14 protein-coding genes and 1 pseudogene are annotated in these 13018 nt (G+C 65.8%); 8 read left to right on the top strand and 7 right to left on the bottom strand.

Annotation, left to right across the window (positions count from 1 at the left end; translation table 11 throughout):
• Positions 1-740: 740 nt before the first annotated feature.
• The 4 genes from ACLBXO_RS26285 to ACLBXO_RS26270 all read right to left on the bottom strand — a co-directional run bounded on the left by ACLBXO_RS26285 (position 741) and on the right by ACLBXO_RS26270 (position 3768).
• Positions 741-1070, bottom strand: a complete 330-nt coding sequence (locus tag ACLBXO_RS26285) for a hypothetical protein (protein WP_447687237.1) — start codon at positions 1068-1070, stop codon at positions 741-743.
• A gap of 10 nt (positions 1071-1080) precedes the next feature.
• Entirely contained in the window at positions 1081-1833 is a 753-nt protein-coding gene (locus ACLBXO_RS26280; RefSeq protein WP_447687236.1) for an FkbM family methyltransferase, read from the bottom strand.
• A gap of 18 nt (positions 1834-1851) precedes the next feature.
• On the bottom strand, positions 1852-2214 hold the full coding sequence (locus ACLBXO_RS26275) for a hypothetical protein (RefSeq protein ID WP_447687235.1): 363 nt from the start codon (positions 2212-2214) through the stop codon (positions 1852-1854).
• A 138-nt stretch (positions 2215-2352) separates the two neighbouring features.
• Complete coding sequence (locus ACLBXO_RS26270; RefSeq protein ID WP_440762701.1) at positions 2353-3768, bottom strand: phosphomannomutase; 1416 nt, start codon at positions 3766-3768, stop codon at positions 2353-2355.
• 213 nt (positions 3769-3981) lie between these two features.
• Between ACLBXO_RS26270 and ACLBXO_RS26265 the strand changes: the two genes are divergently transcribed.
• From ACLBXO_RS26265 to ACLBXO_RS26245, 5 genes are all read left to right on the top strand, one after another.
• A complete protein-coding gene (locus ACLBXO_RS26265) occupies positions 3982-4434 on the top strand; it encodes a DUF4214 domain-containing protein (protein ID WP_447687234.1) in 453 nt (150 codons plus the stop codon).
• Between the two features lie 233 nt (positions 4435-4667).
• Positions 4668-5669, top strand: a complete 1002-nt coding sequence (locus ACLBXO_RS26260) for a GHMP family kinase ATP-binding protein (RefSeq protein WP_447687233.1) — start codon at positions 4668-4670, stop codon at positions 5667-5669.
• 67 nt (positions 5670-5736) lie between these two features.
• The gene (locus ACLBXO_RS26255; RefSeq protein WP_331314227.1) at positions 5737-6669 is read left to right on the top strand and encodes an NAD-dependent epimerase/dehydratase family protein; all 933 of its coding nucleotides are present in this window, start codon (positions 5737-5739) and stop codon (positions 6667-6669) included.
• Between the two features lie 79 nt (positions 6670-6748).
• Complete coding sequence (locus ACLBXO_RS26250; RefSeq protein ID WP_331314225.1) at positions 6749-7336, top strand: D-sedoheptulose 7-phosphate isomerase; 588 nt, start codon at positions 6749-6751, stop codon at positions 7334-7336.
• A gap of 10 nt (positions 7337-7346) precedes the next feature.
• Complete coding sequence (locus tag ACLBXO_RS26245; protein ID WP_447687232.1) at positions 7347-8585, top strand: HAD-IIIA family hydrolase; 1239 nt, start codon at positions 7347-7349, stop codon at positions 8583-8585.
• 54 nt (positions 8586-8639) lie between these two features.
• Here ACLBXO_RS26245 and ACLBXO_RS26240 read toward each other — a convergent pair whose 3' ends face one another.
• Both ACLBXO_RS26240 and ACLBXO_RS26235 read right to left on the bottom strand, forming a co-directional pair.
• A complete protein-coding gene (locus tag ACLBXO_RS26240) occupies positions 8640-8789 on the bottom strand; it encodes a hypothetical protein (RefSeq protein WP_447687231.1) in 150 nt (49 codons plus the stop codon).
• 98 nt (positions 8790-8887) lie between these two features.
• Positions 8888-9388 carry an NUDIX hydrolase gene (locus ACLBXO_RS26235; protein WP_447687230.1) on the bottom strand — a complete coding sequence of 167 codons (501 nt, stop codon included), beginning with the start codon at positions 9386-9388 and terminating at the stop codon, positions 8888-8890.
• 277 nt (positions 9389-9665) lie between these two features.
• On the opposite strand from ACLBXO_RS26235, the gene ACLBXO_RS26230 reads away from it, so the two are divergent.
• From ACLBXO_RS26230 to ACLBXO_RS26220, 3 genes are read left to right on the top strand one after another with little or no spacing between them, the layout of a single operon-like run.
• Entirely contained in the window at positions 9666-10904 is a 1239-nt protein-coding gene (locus ACLBXO_RS26230) for a class I SAM-dependent methyltransferase (protein WP_447687229.1), read from the top strand.
• A gap of 2 nt (positions 10905-10906) precedes the next feature.
• Positions 10907-11884 carry an NAD-dependent epimerase/dehydratase family protein gene (locus ACLBXO_RS26225; protein ID WP_447687228.1) on the top strand — a complete coding sequence of 326 codons (978 nt, stop codon included), beginning with the start codon at positions 10907-10909 and terminating at the stop codon, positions 11882-11884.
• Entirely contained in the window at positions 11871-12797 is a 927-nt protein-coding gene (locus ACLBXO_RS26220; protein ID WP_447687227.1) for an NAD-dependent epimerase/dehydratase family protein, read from the top strand. Before ACLBXO_RS26225 ends, ACLBXO_RS26220 begins: the two co-directional genes overlap by 14 nt.
• 111 nt (positions 12798-12908) lie before the next feature.
• Here the strand turns inward: ACLBXO_RS26220 and ACLBXO_RS26215 are convergent.
• Positions 12909-13018: pseudogene (locus ACLBXO_RS26215) on the bottom strand (IS630 family transposase); the annotation flags it as partial.

Below are 13018 nucleotides of genomic sequence, written 5' to 3'. Positions count from 1 at the left end.
CAGAATCTATGTGGAATGCGCTTCGATAAAAAGTCTGACCACGCCAGATCCGCGGCTGTAGCGGTGGGAGAGAACCCGGATGGTCTCGGCCAGATCGTGCTGGCTGTAAGAGAATGCAAAGCTTGCAGCCTCGGGTTTAGGCTGAAGCTTAAGAACTCGCTCGGGTGAGCTATGGACTGGGCGATGGAAGATACACTATGGTCGATTAGCGACGCTGCACTATTCGGGTTCGATTGCATTTTCCTCGCGCGTGCTGAGATTTGCGCAGGTGATGTACACAGTTCAGGTCGGACCATCGACCAAAGATCGCTCCGCGTCGGTCTGCAACCTCGCGGCGCTGCATTTGGTGACGGAGAGGGCTAAGTTTTCAACTGCTCTACCGCGAGCTCATGCGCAAGCCTGCCTACTCCGCCGAATAGTCCGCTAGGCAGGCAGCGTTCCCAGCCACCGAGCTGATGTCAATATTATGGGCCATTTAATATTGACTTGGTTCTGCCCGCGCACCAAAGATAGCCATGCAATTTTTATTGATAGGCCGAAAAAATTTGGAATACTTACAATTAACGATCGATTTGCCAAAATCACCTGCGCCAGATTATTTTATATTGATAGACGTTCGTTAAATTGGGCGCACATTTATATTGCTATGCCGGCTCGCGCTAAACGTATTTTGTCATCCTAATTTCGCCGGTTTTGATCGACTTACGACCGATCTCAATTTTCGATTTAAATCGCACGTTTCAGGCATGCTGAGCTAACGGAATTTGTTGCTCAAGATGTGCGCGTAGGATCGAGTAGCATTTGACAACCTCCTCAAGCCTCCCGGCGTTGAGTCGCCGCATATGCTCGGACCCGTCGGGCTGCCTGTAGGCCGTCGCATAATAGGCAGCTTGAGCCTTTAGCTTGGTGGCGACAAAATCCAAATCGCCCGACCAAGTCGCTTCGGCGCGTACACGGTGAAGGCGCTGGGCGATCTCGAGCCAGTGCAAGTCGAGTGCGATCCCGCTACCCATCTGCTTAAAGAGGTCGAACATCGAGTCGAGGATCTCGATCGCGGTCTGTGCTGACATGCCGGCTCCGTTAGGTCGATGCTGCGACCAGATCAGGTCGGACGTACCAATCATCGAACAGAGAGAGTTGCCGGAATCGTCGGCGATAGCCGAGCCTCGTCAGAAGGCCATATATCTTGTCGCGGCTGTCGGAGAAGTTGTGTTCGACGCTTATTAGCGCGATGTCGTAGCTTGTAAAATCGAAGCTCTCCAGGACGTCGAACTCTCCGCCCTCCACATCGATGCTCATGTAGTCGATGTGCTTCGGAGCCCGCGCCTCCGAGAGAAAACGGTCCAGCGAGATTGTTTGGACTGAGTATTGTCGACCCTCTTGACGAAATTGGGAATGAAAATCGCGTGCTGCAAATTCATCCATCCCGGACAGCTCGCCGATATCAACCTCATTGAACAAGACTTCGACGCCATTGGTCTTGTGAACGCACTTGTCAGTGATGTAGCAGTTTCGGTTAGCATGCAATGCCGCATGCCAAGCGCGGGCAGGCTCGGCGAGAGCGCCCTGCCAGCCATAGGCCTTCTCGAGAAGAAGCGTGTTGCTCAGGCTTATACCATCGCAGGCACCAAATTCGACGAAATATCCGTTCCGCTTCTCATTCAATTCGTACAGCGCCCAAAGATCCTGTAGAAGCTGCGCGTTGGAAAGGGGCGCTCTCTTCGCCGCGAATGACAGGAAATCGAGCTCCGAGCTTACGATATGCGGCGGCGCTTCCAGATTATCCCTGAGATTGACCAGTGCATTGAACACCGTCAGGAGCTCGACATCCATGGCTCTCTGCTCAACCTGTTACTTGGGATCGATGGGGCGGGTCTGGAACGGGCGGATCGAGGCGCCGTGCCGCGTCTGTAGGATCCGATTTGAGCCGTCGAACAGGACCGTGTGCTGAACCGAATCAACGCCGTGATCGGGGATGGTCTGGGCCACCTTACGAATAGCGGACAGGAACTCTTTACGGCTGAACCCGTAGGGACGAAGGCTCTCCAACAAGGCGTCGATGAGCTTCGTATGGCCTTCGGACCGCGCCTGGGCCAGATCGCGGTCGCGCACGGCGCTGTCGCGTTCGGCCCGCAGCAGCGACAGTTCGATCTGTTGCTGCTGGATCTGACGAATGAACTTCGTGTCAATGTCGTGAGCGAGATTCTTCGGCATTCGGTAGCTCAACAGGCCCGGGAGGGGACGGGTTCGGAACGCAATTGGTGACACCTCGGCGTCAAGGGGAAGCGGCCTTCCGTGATCACAGCCACCGAGGTGGACCGGTTATTGAGATGGCGCGGCAATCCCTGTTCTCTAGATCGCTTCGGCCATGGCGGTGGCGGCTGCCGCGAGGCCCCACCGGACGAGGTCCTGGGCCTCCCGTGCCGACTTGGCCTCCGCGTAGCAGCGCAGTTCCGGAGCGTTGCCCGAAGCCCGGAAGTGGATCGTCCGCCCGCCGTCCAGCTCGATCCGGATGCCATCCTGCTCGTCGATGGATTCCGGCGCCCCGATTGGTCGGAGGAACGACACCCGGAAGGCCTCCTCGCGCAAGCGGCCCAGGAAGGCGCTGCTCCGTTCGGACGGCGTGTTGGGGAGCCGGTCGCTCGCCATCTCCCCCGCATCGAGGGAGGTCACGAGGTCGGCCAGCGAGGTGCCGGCCGCGCGCGTCGCGGCCAGTGTCGCCAGGATCGGCAGCATGGCATCGCGCGTCGGCAGGGCCGGGAGGGTCCGGCCGTCGCGTGCGATGTCCGAGCCGAGCAGGAAGCCGCCATTCGCCTCGAAGCCCGCCACGATGGCCGCACCGGAGCGCCGCGCCTGTTCCATGCCGGCGATGACGTAGGGCGAGCCCACTCTCGTGCGCAGGACCTGCTTGAAGCCGCCGGAACGCTCCAGTGCCGAACCGGCCGTCACGGGCACCACGACCGCGTCGGCCCCGAGGAAGCGTGCCGTAATCAGGCCGAGCACGTCGCCACGCACGATCCGGCCCGCCTCATCGGCGACGAGAGGCCGGTCGGCGTCGCCATCGGTGGTCACGAGCGCGTCGAAATCGCCCGATGCCATCGCGTCACGGATGAACGCGATATCCTCGGGCCGATGCGCCTCGGTGTCGATGGGCACGAAAGTCTCGGACCGGCCGATCGTCGTGACCTGTGCGCCGAAGCCGGTGAGCAGATCGGCCAGGAGATCTCGGGCGACGGAACTCTGCTGGTAGACCGCGATGCGCAGGCCAGCCAGCATCTCGGACGGGAATGCGTCGATGTAGCGGTGCTGGTAGCGGGCCAGGGCGCGGGGTTCGGGTGTGGCGGGGGTCCGTTCCGCCGACACGCCGGCGTGCGCGCCGCGGTCCAGGGCGGCCAGGATTGCGGCCTCGTCCGCCTTCGTGATCTCTCCGTCGGGCCGGTAGAACTTGAGTCCGTTGCGATCCTCCGGGATGTGGCTGCCCGTGATCATGACTGCCCAGGCGCCGCGCCGCATCGCCTCGAGGGCGAGGGCCGGTGTCGGGAGGGCGCCGCATTCGATCGCCGTGAAGCCCGTTGCCGCAGCGGCATCCGCCACCGTCGCGGCGATGCTCGGGCTACTGTCGCGCAGGTCCCGCCCGATCACGACTGCCCGGGGGGCTTCGCCCGACATGGAGCGGAAGAACGCGGTAGCATAGGCGTAGGCCGGCCCTCCGACGAGGTCCGTCACCAGACCCCTCAAGCCACTCGTACCGAATCTCAGGCTGCTCACGGCGGTTCCGTCAGTGTCGATTGAGTTGGGATCGATCACTGATGCCGCGAAACGCCGTCCATCACAACGTCCCGCGACGGGAGCCGGGCTCGCGCACGGGATCCTTCACGAAAGCGCCGCACGCGCCTCTGCGCAATACCGTTTACCCTCTCTTAACCATGATCCCAGCATTGAGTCCTACGAGCTCACCTCCAAGTTTCGGCTGTGGTCAGGATGCATTCGCAGGGTCTCGATCTCACGAACGTGGTCAGTTTGACGATTGCCTTGTCGGAGCGTGTCGCCGAAACGCGGCGACTGGGGCACCTCGTGGCGGTCGATGAGATCGAGGCGATCGGGAACGTGGCCTCCTTTCTGCGCCAGAACCTCGACGAGTGGCCCCCTCAATTGAGTCGCGCGATCTGCGACGTGATCACAAGTTCGCCGCGCGGGCGAAGCCGTTCGCTGCTGCTTGTCGAGTACATCCAATCCGGTGCCTTCGATCAGCAGCAGTCGGGGAAGCACACCATGCCGTTCGTAATGGATCTGTACCGTATCGTTCTGGGACGGGACGCGGAGGACGATGCGCTGCGGCATTGGTCTGCCCAGCTGAATGCGGGAAAGATCTCCCGGAGGCAACTTCTAGGGACCGTCATCAGTTCAGAGGAATTCCGTGCGTCACTGAATTAATTCAGACTCGCACAAATTTGTTGTGTGCGAGCCGATACATGCGATCGAAGTACTTGTGACAATATGAGGCGTCGCGAGGCCGTATTCGATAGAGCGCTAAAATATGTCTCCCGCGCACAAGAATGTGTTGATAGAGTCGAGATATGGATCGATAGATCGCGCGCTGTCGCCTTTCGCGTGGGGGCTGTGCGTCTGAGATCTGCCTGGGCGGATAGGAGCGGCGGAATACCTTCATGCTGACCGTGACTCGGACGCCGCTTCGAATAAGCCTGTTCGGCGGCGGCACAGATTACCCGGAATATTTTGAGCGGGCGCCTGGAGCGGTCGTCGGCGCCGCTATTGACAAGTACATCATCATAGCCGCGCTGGATTTGATAGGGTGTCAGGATTATAATTATAGATTGAGCTACTCCCGCGTCGAGCATTGCGGTCACATCGACGAGATCGAGCATCCGGTGGTGCGAGAGGTGCTCAAATATTTCGACGTCAATCGACGGCTCGATATGAGCATCATCTCCGATTTGCCTGCGGCAGGTAGCGGTCTTGGTTCGTCCTCAGCGTTCACCGTGGGATTTCTGAGAACGATATACGCGATTCAAAATCAGAAACCTACGAAGATCGAGCTCGCCAAGAAGGCGATACACGTCGAGCGCGAGATCCTGCGCGAGAACGTCGGCGTGCAGGACCAGCTCCACGCCGCCTTCGGCGGGATCAACCGGTTCGATTTCAGCGGCTCTGCCATACGGATCTCGCCCGTTCAGATGAGTTCTGCCGCCATTCAGCAACTCAACGCGTCGATGGTGCTGGTTCATACGGGCATCGCGCGGCGCGCGACGACGACGGTCGCCGCGCAGATCGCCGTGACGCGCGCGCGCGCAATCGACAAGGAATTGTCCGAACTCTACCGCCTCGTCGAGGAATGCGTCTCTCTGCTCGAAGCGGGGACGAGCGGCTGGCTCGCGCAGCTCGGCGAGATGCTCTCCGCCTCGTGGCGCATCAAGCGAACCCTGTCGCGTGAGGTCTCGAACGCGGTGCTCGACGATCTGTTCGAAGCGATCATCGCGACGGGGGCGTACGGGGCGAAGTTGTGCGGCGCGGGCGGGGGCGGCTTCTTCCTCGTTCTGATCGATCCAGATCGGCTTCCGGCCCTGATCGAGCGGGTCGCGCCGCTGTCCGTCGTTCCGATCGGCATCGACGTCGACGGGTCCACCCTGATCTATCGCCAGACGCGCTGAGCGGCATCCTCACAGGCCCCAGCCCGGCCGCAGCCGGGCCGCGGACCCATCGCGACGAGAGGCAACGATGCGAATTCTGATCACCGGCGGCGCGGGTTACATCGGGACCATCCTGGTGCCGATGCTTCTGGAGCGCGGGCATCACGTGACGGTGCTCGACACGTTCAAGTCCGGCGCCCCGGACCTGTTCTCGGCCTGCCAGTACGACACGTTCGAGCCGATCAAGGGTGACGCGCGCGACACGCGCATCCTGGACGAGCTGATCCCGAAGCACGACGTGCTGATCCCCCTCGCCGCCCTGGTCGGCGCGCCCCTGTGCAAGGAGGACGCGATCGGCGCCACGACGCTCAACCGCGACGCCGTGGTGGCGCTGGCGCAGCGCGCGGGCGGCGACCAGAGGATCGTCTACCCGACGACCAACTCGGGCTACGGCGTCGGCGAGGCCGGCAAGTTCTGCACCGAGGACTCGCCCCTGCGGCCGATCTCGCTCTACGGCACCACCAAGGTGGAGGCCGAGAAGGCCGTGCTCGACAGCGGGCGCGGCGTCAGCCTGCGGCTCGCGACGGTGTTCGGCATGGCGCCGCGCATGCGGCTCGACCTCCTCGTCAACGACTTCACCCACCGGGCCGTGACCGACCGGGCGCTCCTGGTCTTCGAGGGACACTTCAAGCGCAACTACATCCACATCCGCGACGTCGCCAAAGGGTTCATCCACGCGATGGACAATTACGACCGGATGCGCGGCGAGGCGTACAATCTCGGCCTGTCGAGCGCCAACCTGTCGAAGCTGGAGCTCTGCGCGCGCATCAAGGCGCACGTTCCCAACTTCGTCTACGTCGAGGCCCCGATCGGCGAGGACCCGGACAAGCGCGACTACATCGTGTCCAACGAGAAGCTGGAGGCGACCGGCTGGTTCCCCGATTTCGACCTCGACCGGGGCATCAAGGAACTGATCAAGGGCTTCCGGATGATCCGCAACTCGCGGTTCGCCAACGTCTGATCGGGATGGGCGGCCTGCAGCGAACGCGCCGCCGGTCGGCCCGACACGGCGGCCGGCGCGGGAACGGACCGAGGTGATCATGAGCGCGATCGTCGATTTTCTCACGCGGACCCGTGACACCTTCCAGGCCGCCCTCGACGATTCCCGCTTCCACGCGACCCTCGCCGAGACCGCCGATCTCGTGACCGCGTCCCTGCGCGGCGGCGGCAAGCTCCTGACGATCGGCAACGGCGGCAGCGCCGCCGACGCGCAGCACATCGCGGGCGAGTTCGTCTCGCGGCTCAACTACGACCGGCCGCCGGCCGCGGCCGTGGCGCTGACCACCGACACCTCGGTGATCACCGCGATCGGCAACGATTACGGCTACGAGCACGTGTTCGAGCGGCAGGTTCTGGCCCTCGGGCGGCCGGGCGATGTCCTGCTCGCGCTCTCCACGTCGGGGCGGTCGCCGAGCGTGCTGAAGGCGATGGACGCGGCCCGCGGCCTGGGTCTGCGGGTCGTCGCCTTCACGGGCGCCACGGGCGGGGCGATGCCCGAGCGGGCGGATGTCTGCCTGCACGCGCCGACGGACGCCACGCCGCTGATCCAGCAGATCCACATCACCGCCGCGCACATCGTGTGCGGCCTCGTCGAGGAAAGCCTGTTCCCGCGCGGGACGGCAGCGTGAGGGACGGCCTGTGACCGAGCCAGAACGGAAGGGTGGAGGCCCCGTCCGGCAAGCCATGATCCTGTGCGGCGGCTTCGGCACGCGCCTCGGCGCGCTGACCTCGGCGATGCCCAAGCCGCTGCTACCGGTATCGGGTGAGCCGTTCCTGGACGTGCTGCTGTTCGAACTCGGCCGCCACGGCTTCACCGAGATCGTGCTCCTGGCCTCGTTCCACAGCGAGAAGATCCGCGCCTACGCCGCCGACAACCCGGTCGCGCGACGCTTCGGCATGACGCTGCGGGTCTCGGTCGAGCCGGAGCAGGCCGGGACCGGGGGCGCCGTCGTGCACGCCCTTCCCGAGGCCGACGAGACCTTTCTCCTGCTGAACGGCGACTCGTGGTTCGACGTGAACCTGCTGTCCCTGCCCGCCATGGCGGCGCGTCACCCCGATGCGGCGATGGTCCTGTCGCTCCGTCGGGTGCCGGACGCCGCGCGTTACGGCGTCGCGCTCCTCGACGGCGTCCGGATCACAGCCTTCCTCGAGCGGCCGCCTGAGCCGGGACCCGGTCTCGTCAACGCCGGCGTCTACCTGGTGCGCCGCGATGCACTCACCGGCCTGCCGCCGGCCTGCTCACTGGAACGGGACGTCCTGCCCGCGCTGGTCGCCGAGGGCCGCGTGGTCGGCGAGGCCCATGACGGCTACTTCCTCGATATCGGCGTGCCCGAGAGCTACGCCCGGGCCCAGGAAGAGATTCCGGCCCGTCGGAGAAGACCGGCCGCCTTCCTCGATCGCGACGGCGTTCTCAATCACGACCACGGGTATGTCGGCTCCGTGGACCGGTTCCAGTGGATGGCGCGCGCGCGCGACGCCGTCCGCGCGCTGAATGATGCCGGCTACTTCGTGTTCGTCGTCACGAACCAGGCGGGGGTCGCCCGCGGCTTCTACACCGAGGCCGATGTCGCCCGTCTGACCGCCTGGATGCGGGACGACCTGCGCGAGGCCGGCGCGCATATCGATGATCTCCGCTACTGCCCCTATCATCCGGACGGGACGGTCGAGGCCTACAGGGCGGTCCACGGATGGCGAAAGCCCGAGCCCGGCATGATCCTCGACCTGATGGCCCATTGGGACATCGACCGCGCGCGCAGCTTCCTGGTCGGCGATCAGGAAACGGATCTCGCCGCCGGCCGTGCGGCGGGGCTCGCCGTGCATCACTTCAGGTCGGACGACCTGCTCGCCTTCCTGCGAGAGGTCGCGCTGACGGGGTAGGAAGGGCCCCGGGAAGTGTGGGCCCTCGCCGGGCGCGCTCGCCGTCCGGCACGCTCAGTCGTGCGACTGGATCGAGAGTTCCGCTTCCGCGGCCTCGCGCATGGCGCGATCCCAGTCGAGCTTGCGCTTGGGCGGAGTCTCGCGCTCCGCGTCCGAGGCTTTCCGATCTCGCGGAGCGACGATCTGGATGTCGTAATCGGGCACGCTTGGATCCGCTCTTTAACCGATGATTAATCGTATTGGCGGAACGCGCGGGTCTTGTCAGCGGTTCGATCGCTCGATCCACAATCCGGTGACGGCCATCATCCTGTGCCGGACAGGCCGATCAGGAGCATGGCGGCGTGCACGGCTCCGACGATGGCGCCCGACTGGGCGAGCTGTAAGGCCTCGGCCCGCGATACGCGCACCACGGCGATGTCCTCGCCGGGATCCGGCTGCGCCGGCCCGGCCGCTGTCACGCGCGCGCGGACGAGATGCATGCGGTTGGCGTAGCGGGCCGGATCCGCGTTCAGGGTGACCACGCGCTCGGCATCGGCGAAGATGTAGCCGGTCTCCTCACGCATCTCGCGCTCGGCAGCCGCGAGGATATCGGGGTCGGCGGGGTCGATGGCCCCGCCCGGAAGCTCCAGGCTCGGGCCGCCATAGGCGTGACGGTACTGGCGTACGAGGATGACGTGATCGGCCGCGTCGATGCCCAGCACGAGGGCGATGTCCGGCGTCTCGAGCACGTAATAGGGATCGATGATGTGCCCCGACGGCGTCACGCACGCGTCGGAACGGAGACCGAGCCAGCGATCCTTCATGACGTGGTGGGATTTGCGGACTGTCCAACTCGGTGTCGAGATCATTGCTCTCTGCGGACCCGGTGCTTGTGCTTGCGGATATCCGCCGCGGTCATTGTGGATCTTCGCCGCTGAAGGATATGCGCGATGGCAAAACTGTCTCGTCTTTCGGCTCTGACTTCGAACGAGCTGCGACCGCGCGTTGCGCTGCCCTCGCCCAGCCGATAAGCCTCTCGGGGTCGTAGAGCCTCGCGCCGCGGATGTCACAGGTCGTAGGATGACGGGAACGAAACTCGCCATGGCATGCCGCGTCTGCGATGGACGCGATGTCGAGCTGTTTCTCGACCTGACCGATCAGCCGCACTGCAACCGCCTGATCCCGCCGGAACTCGCGGACCGCCGCGAGCCGCATTTTCCCCTGCGCGCCGGCTTCTGCCGCGACTGCACGCTCGTCCAGATCGATCACACGATCCCGAAGGAGAGCATGTTCAGCGACTATCCCTACGTCTCGGGCACGACGAAGACGCTGGTGGAGCATTTCCGCCAGACGGCGGCCCGTCTCGTGGAGCGGTACGGCCTCGGGCCGCAGGACCTCGTGGTCGACATCGGCAGCAACGACGGCACGTGGCTGCGGCAGTACGAGCCCTTCGGCCTGCGCCGCTGCGGCGTCGAGCCCGCCTCCAACGTCGTGGAACTCGCCCGCGCCGCCGGCGTGCCGACGCTGAACCGCTTCTTCAACGCGGAGACCGCCGAGATCGTCCGCGCGCAGGACGGACCGGCGAGCCTGATCACCGCCGCCGGCGTCTTCTTCCACCTGGAGGAACTGCACAGCGTCGTGAAGGGCATCGTCACGCTGCTCAAGCCGGACGGCGTCTTCGTCGTGCAGGCGATCTACCTGGGCGGCATGATCGAGAACACCGCCTTCGATCAGATCTACCACGAGCACCTGTGCTACTACACGCTCCGCTCCCTGGAGCAGCTGTTCGCGCGCCACGGCCTCGAAGTCTTCGACGTCAGCGTCGTGCCGGTCCATGGCGGCTCCCTCGAGGCGCATGTCGGCTTCCCCGGCGCCCACCCGGTCAGCGACGCGGTCAAGCGCATGCGCGCGGACGAGGAGGCCCGCGGCTACGGCAAGTTCGAGACCTATGTCGGCTTCGCCGAGAACGTCCGCCGCCTGCAGGCGGCGCTGCTCGATCTGCTGGAGCGCATGCACGCCGAGGGGAAGACGGTCCACGCCTACGGCGCCCCGGCCAAGGGCGCGACGCTGCTCAACGCTTTCGGCATCGGCCCGCGGCTGGTCCAGTACGCGGCCGAGAAGAACCCGCTGAAGTTCGGCCGCCTGATCCCCGGCGCCCGCATCCCGATCGTCGAGGAGGGCAGCGTGCCCGCGCCCGACGCCTACCTTGTGCTCGCCTGGAACTTCATCGACGAGTTCCTGGCGCGCGAGCGCCGCTACCTCGAGAACGGCGGCGCCTTCATCGTCCCGGTGCCGGAACTCAAGGTGATCACCGCCGCCGACCTGCCGAAGGCGGTCTGAGCGTGGCCGCCCTCCCTTTGTCCGCGTTGCCCGACACCGTCGTCGTCGTCGGTGCGTCCGGCTTCGTCGGCCGCAACCTCGTCGCGCATCTCGCCGGCCGCGTGCCGCGGCTGATCGCGGTCAGCCCCTCCGGCCAGTCGGTGCCGGGGGCGACCGAGGCCGCGCGCTTCGACGCCCTGGAGGCACTGTCGGTCCCCGCCGACGCGATCGTCGTCAACGTCGCCGCGCAGCGCTACGACGCCGACAAGTTCGAGACGGCGCAGAGCGACCTGCTGACCGGCAACGCCGAGATCGCCAACCGCCTCTACCGGTTCTGCCTGACGAAGGGCATCCGCGAGGTGCGCGCGGCCTCGAGCGTCGCGGTCTACCCGGCGGCCCTCGATCCCCTCGACGACGCGCGTGCCGTCGACCTCAACGCCCCGCCCAACCGGAACGAGGCCTTCTACGCGTGGTCGAAGCGCTGGTCCGAGGTGATCGCCGACCTCCACGCCGAGCGCTACGGGATCCACACGCTCAGCTTCCGCCTGAGCAACCCCTACGGTCCCCACGACTCGACGGATCCGCGCAAGGCGCACGTCCTGCCGGCCTTCGTGATGCGCGCGCTGGCACCGGGAGAGCGCTTCGAGATCAAGGGCAACCCGCTGGTCGAGCGCGACTTCATCTACGTCGGCGACGTCGTCGACGTGTTCGCCCGCTCCCTGGAGATGCGGGAGACGAGCGACGCGCTCAACCTTTGCCGCGGCGAGACCACGACCCTGCTCGACCTCGCCCGCACCATCCTGGAGGTGGCCGGGGAGGACCGGCCGGTCCACGCCCCCGACACGGCGACCCACGGCGTGCTCGCCCGCCGCTCGACCAACCGGCGGCTGCGCGAGCGCTTCGGGCTGTCGAGCTTTACGGGACTCGCGGACGGGCTGCGGCCGACGATCGCGTGGTATCGCGAGGCCTATCGCGACGGGGCTCACCATGCCGGCGCCTGAGCGCGACATCGTCATCGGGGCGGACGGCTTCCTCGGGCGCAACCTCGTCCCGCGGCTCCGGGCCGAGGGCCGCGAGGTCGTCGGGATTGGCCGCGCGGCGGGCGACCTCTCCGACTGGGCGAATGTCGAGCGGGCGCTGCGCGCGGCGCCGCCGGCCGGCCGGATCTTCCACGTGGTGACCCGCCAGCGCACCGGCGCGGTGCAGTACGACATCCAGGGCGAGCTCCTGGCGATCAACGCCCGGGTCCACCTGAACGTCCTCGAGGCCTGGCGCCTGTTCCAGCCGCAGGCCAGGCTCGTCTCCACGGGCTCGTCCTGCACCTATCCGGAATCGGCGGAGCCGCTCCCCGAGGCGCGGTTCGGCCAGGGACCGACGCACCCGTCCGTGATCGGCTACGGGCTCGCCAAGCAGGTCCTGGCGACGGGCTCGGCGGCCTACGCGCACCAGTACGGCCTGACCTTCCTGCACTGCGTGCTGGCGACCCTGTACGGACCGCACGACAACAAAGCCTCCGACCGCAGCCACTTCGTCGGCGCCCTGCTCGACCGGGCCGTGCGGGAGAAGGCGGCGGGCGCGCAGGCCTTCGAGGTCTGGGGCAACCCGCAGACCGTCCGCGAGGTGCTGTACGTCGACGACCAGATCGACGCGATCCTGGCGGCCGACCGGGCGTTCGACAACGAGATCCTCAACTGCGCCGCCAACACGCCCGTCACCGTCGAGGCGGTGGCGCGGGCGGCCCTGGCGGCCCTCGACTGGTCCGTGCCGCTCGTGAGCCCGCCGGGCTCGTTCCAGGGTGCGGCCTACAAGATGCTCGACTCGTCGCGGTTCCTCGACCGGACCGGCTGGCGGCCGCGCATCGATCTCGAGGCGGGCCTGCGCAGGCTCGCCGCGGCGGAGTACGCCGACCGGTAGCAAGCCGCGTCCGGCCCGGGCGTCCCGCGCGACACCCGCTCGTGTGGCCTTCTTTGGAGTGGCCGCGCCGAGCGCGACGAAGGTCGTCAGCACGCCTAGAGCGGCATCCGATCAGGTTGCGTTGTATCCTGCAGCGGCAAGGTAGGCTCGACATTCAGCTGGCGCGAAGCGGGTTAGGCTGCGCCGTATGGCATCCCAGAGGTCTGGGATAGTTCGCGCCG

This window comes from Methylobacterium sp. C33D, assembly GCF_053345825.1.
Note: the sequence above shows the minus strand (reverse complement) of the source record. Positions and strands in the feature narration are given on the sequence as shown.

Excerpts from the sequence above, each read along its gene's own strand:
- ACLBXO_RS26230 (WP_447687229.1), top strand. The coding sequence starts at position 9,666 with ATGGCATGCCGCGTCTGCGATGGACGCGATGTCGAGCTGTTTCTCGAC.
- ACLBXO_RS26220 (WP_447687227.1), top strand. The coding sequence starts at position 11,871 with ATGCCGGCGCCTGAGCGCGACATCGTCATCGGGGCGGACGGCTTCCTC.
- ACLBXO_RS26260 (WP_447687233.1), top strand. The coding sequence starts at position 4,668 with ATGCTGACCGTGACTCGGACGCCGCTTCGAATAAGCCTGTTCGGCGGC.
- ACLBXO_RS26235 (WP_447687230.1), bottom strand. The coding sequence starts at position 9,388 with ATGAAGGATCGCTGGCTCGGTCTCCGTTCCGACGCGTGCGTGACGCCG.
- ACLBXO_RS26285 (WP_447687237.1), bottom strand. The coding sequence starts at position 1,070 with ATGTCAGCACAGACCGCGATCGAGATCCTCGACTCGATGTTCGACCTC.
- ACLBXO_RS26265 (WP_447687234.1), top strand. The coding sequence starts at position 3,982 with ATGCATTCGCAGGGTCTCGATCTCACGAACGTGGTCAGTTTGACGATT.
- ACLBXO_RS26250 (WP_331314225.1), top strand. The coding sequence starts at position 6,749 with ATGAGCGCGATCGTCGATTTTCTCACGCGGACCCGTGACACCTTCCAG.
- ACLBXO_RS26275 (WP_447687235.1), bottom strand. The coding sequence starts at position 2,214 with ATGCCGAAGAATCTCGCTCACGACATTGACACGAAGTTCATTCGTCAG.
- ACLBXO_RS26280 (WP_447687236.1), bottom strand. The coding sequence starts at position 1,833 with ATGGATGTCGAGCTCCTGACGGTGTTCAATGCACTGGTCAATCTCAGG.
- ACLBXO_RS26255 (WP_331314227.1), top strand. The coding sequence starts at position 5,737 with ATGCGAATTCTGATCACCGGCGGCGCGGGTTACATCGGGACCATCCTG.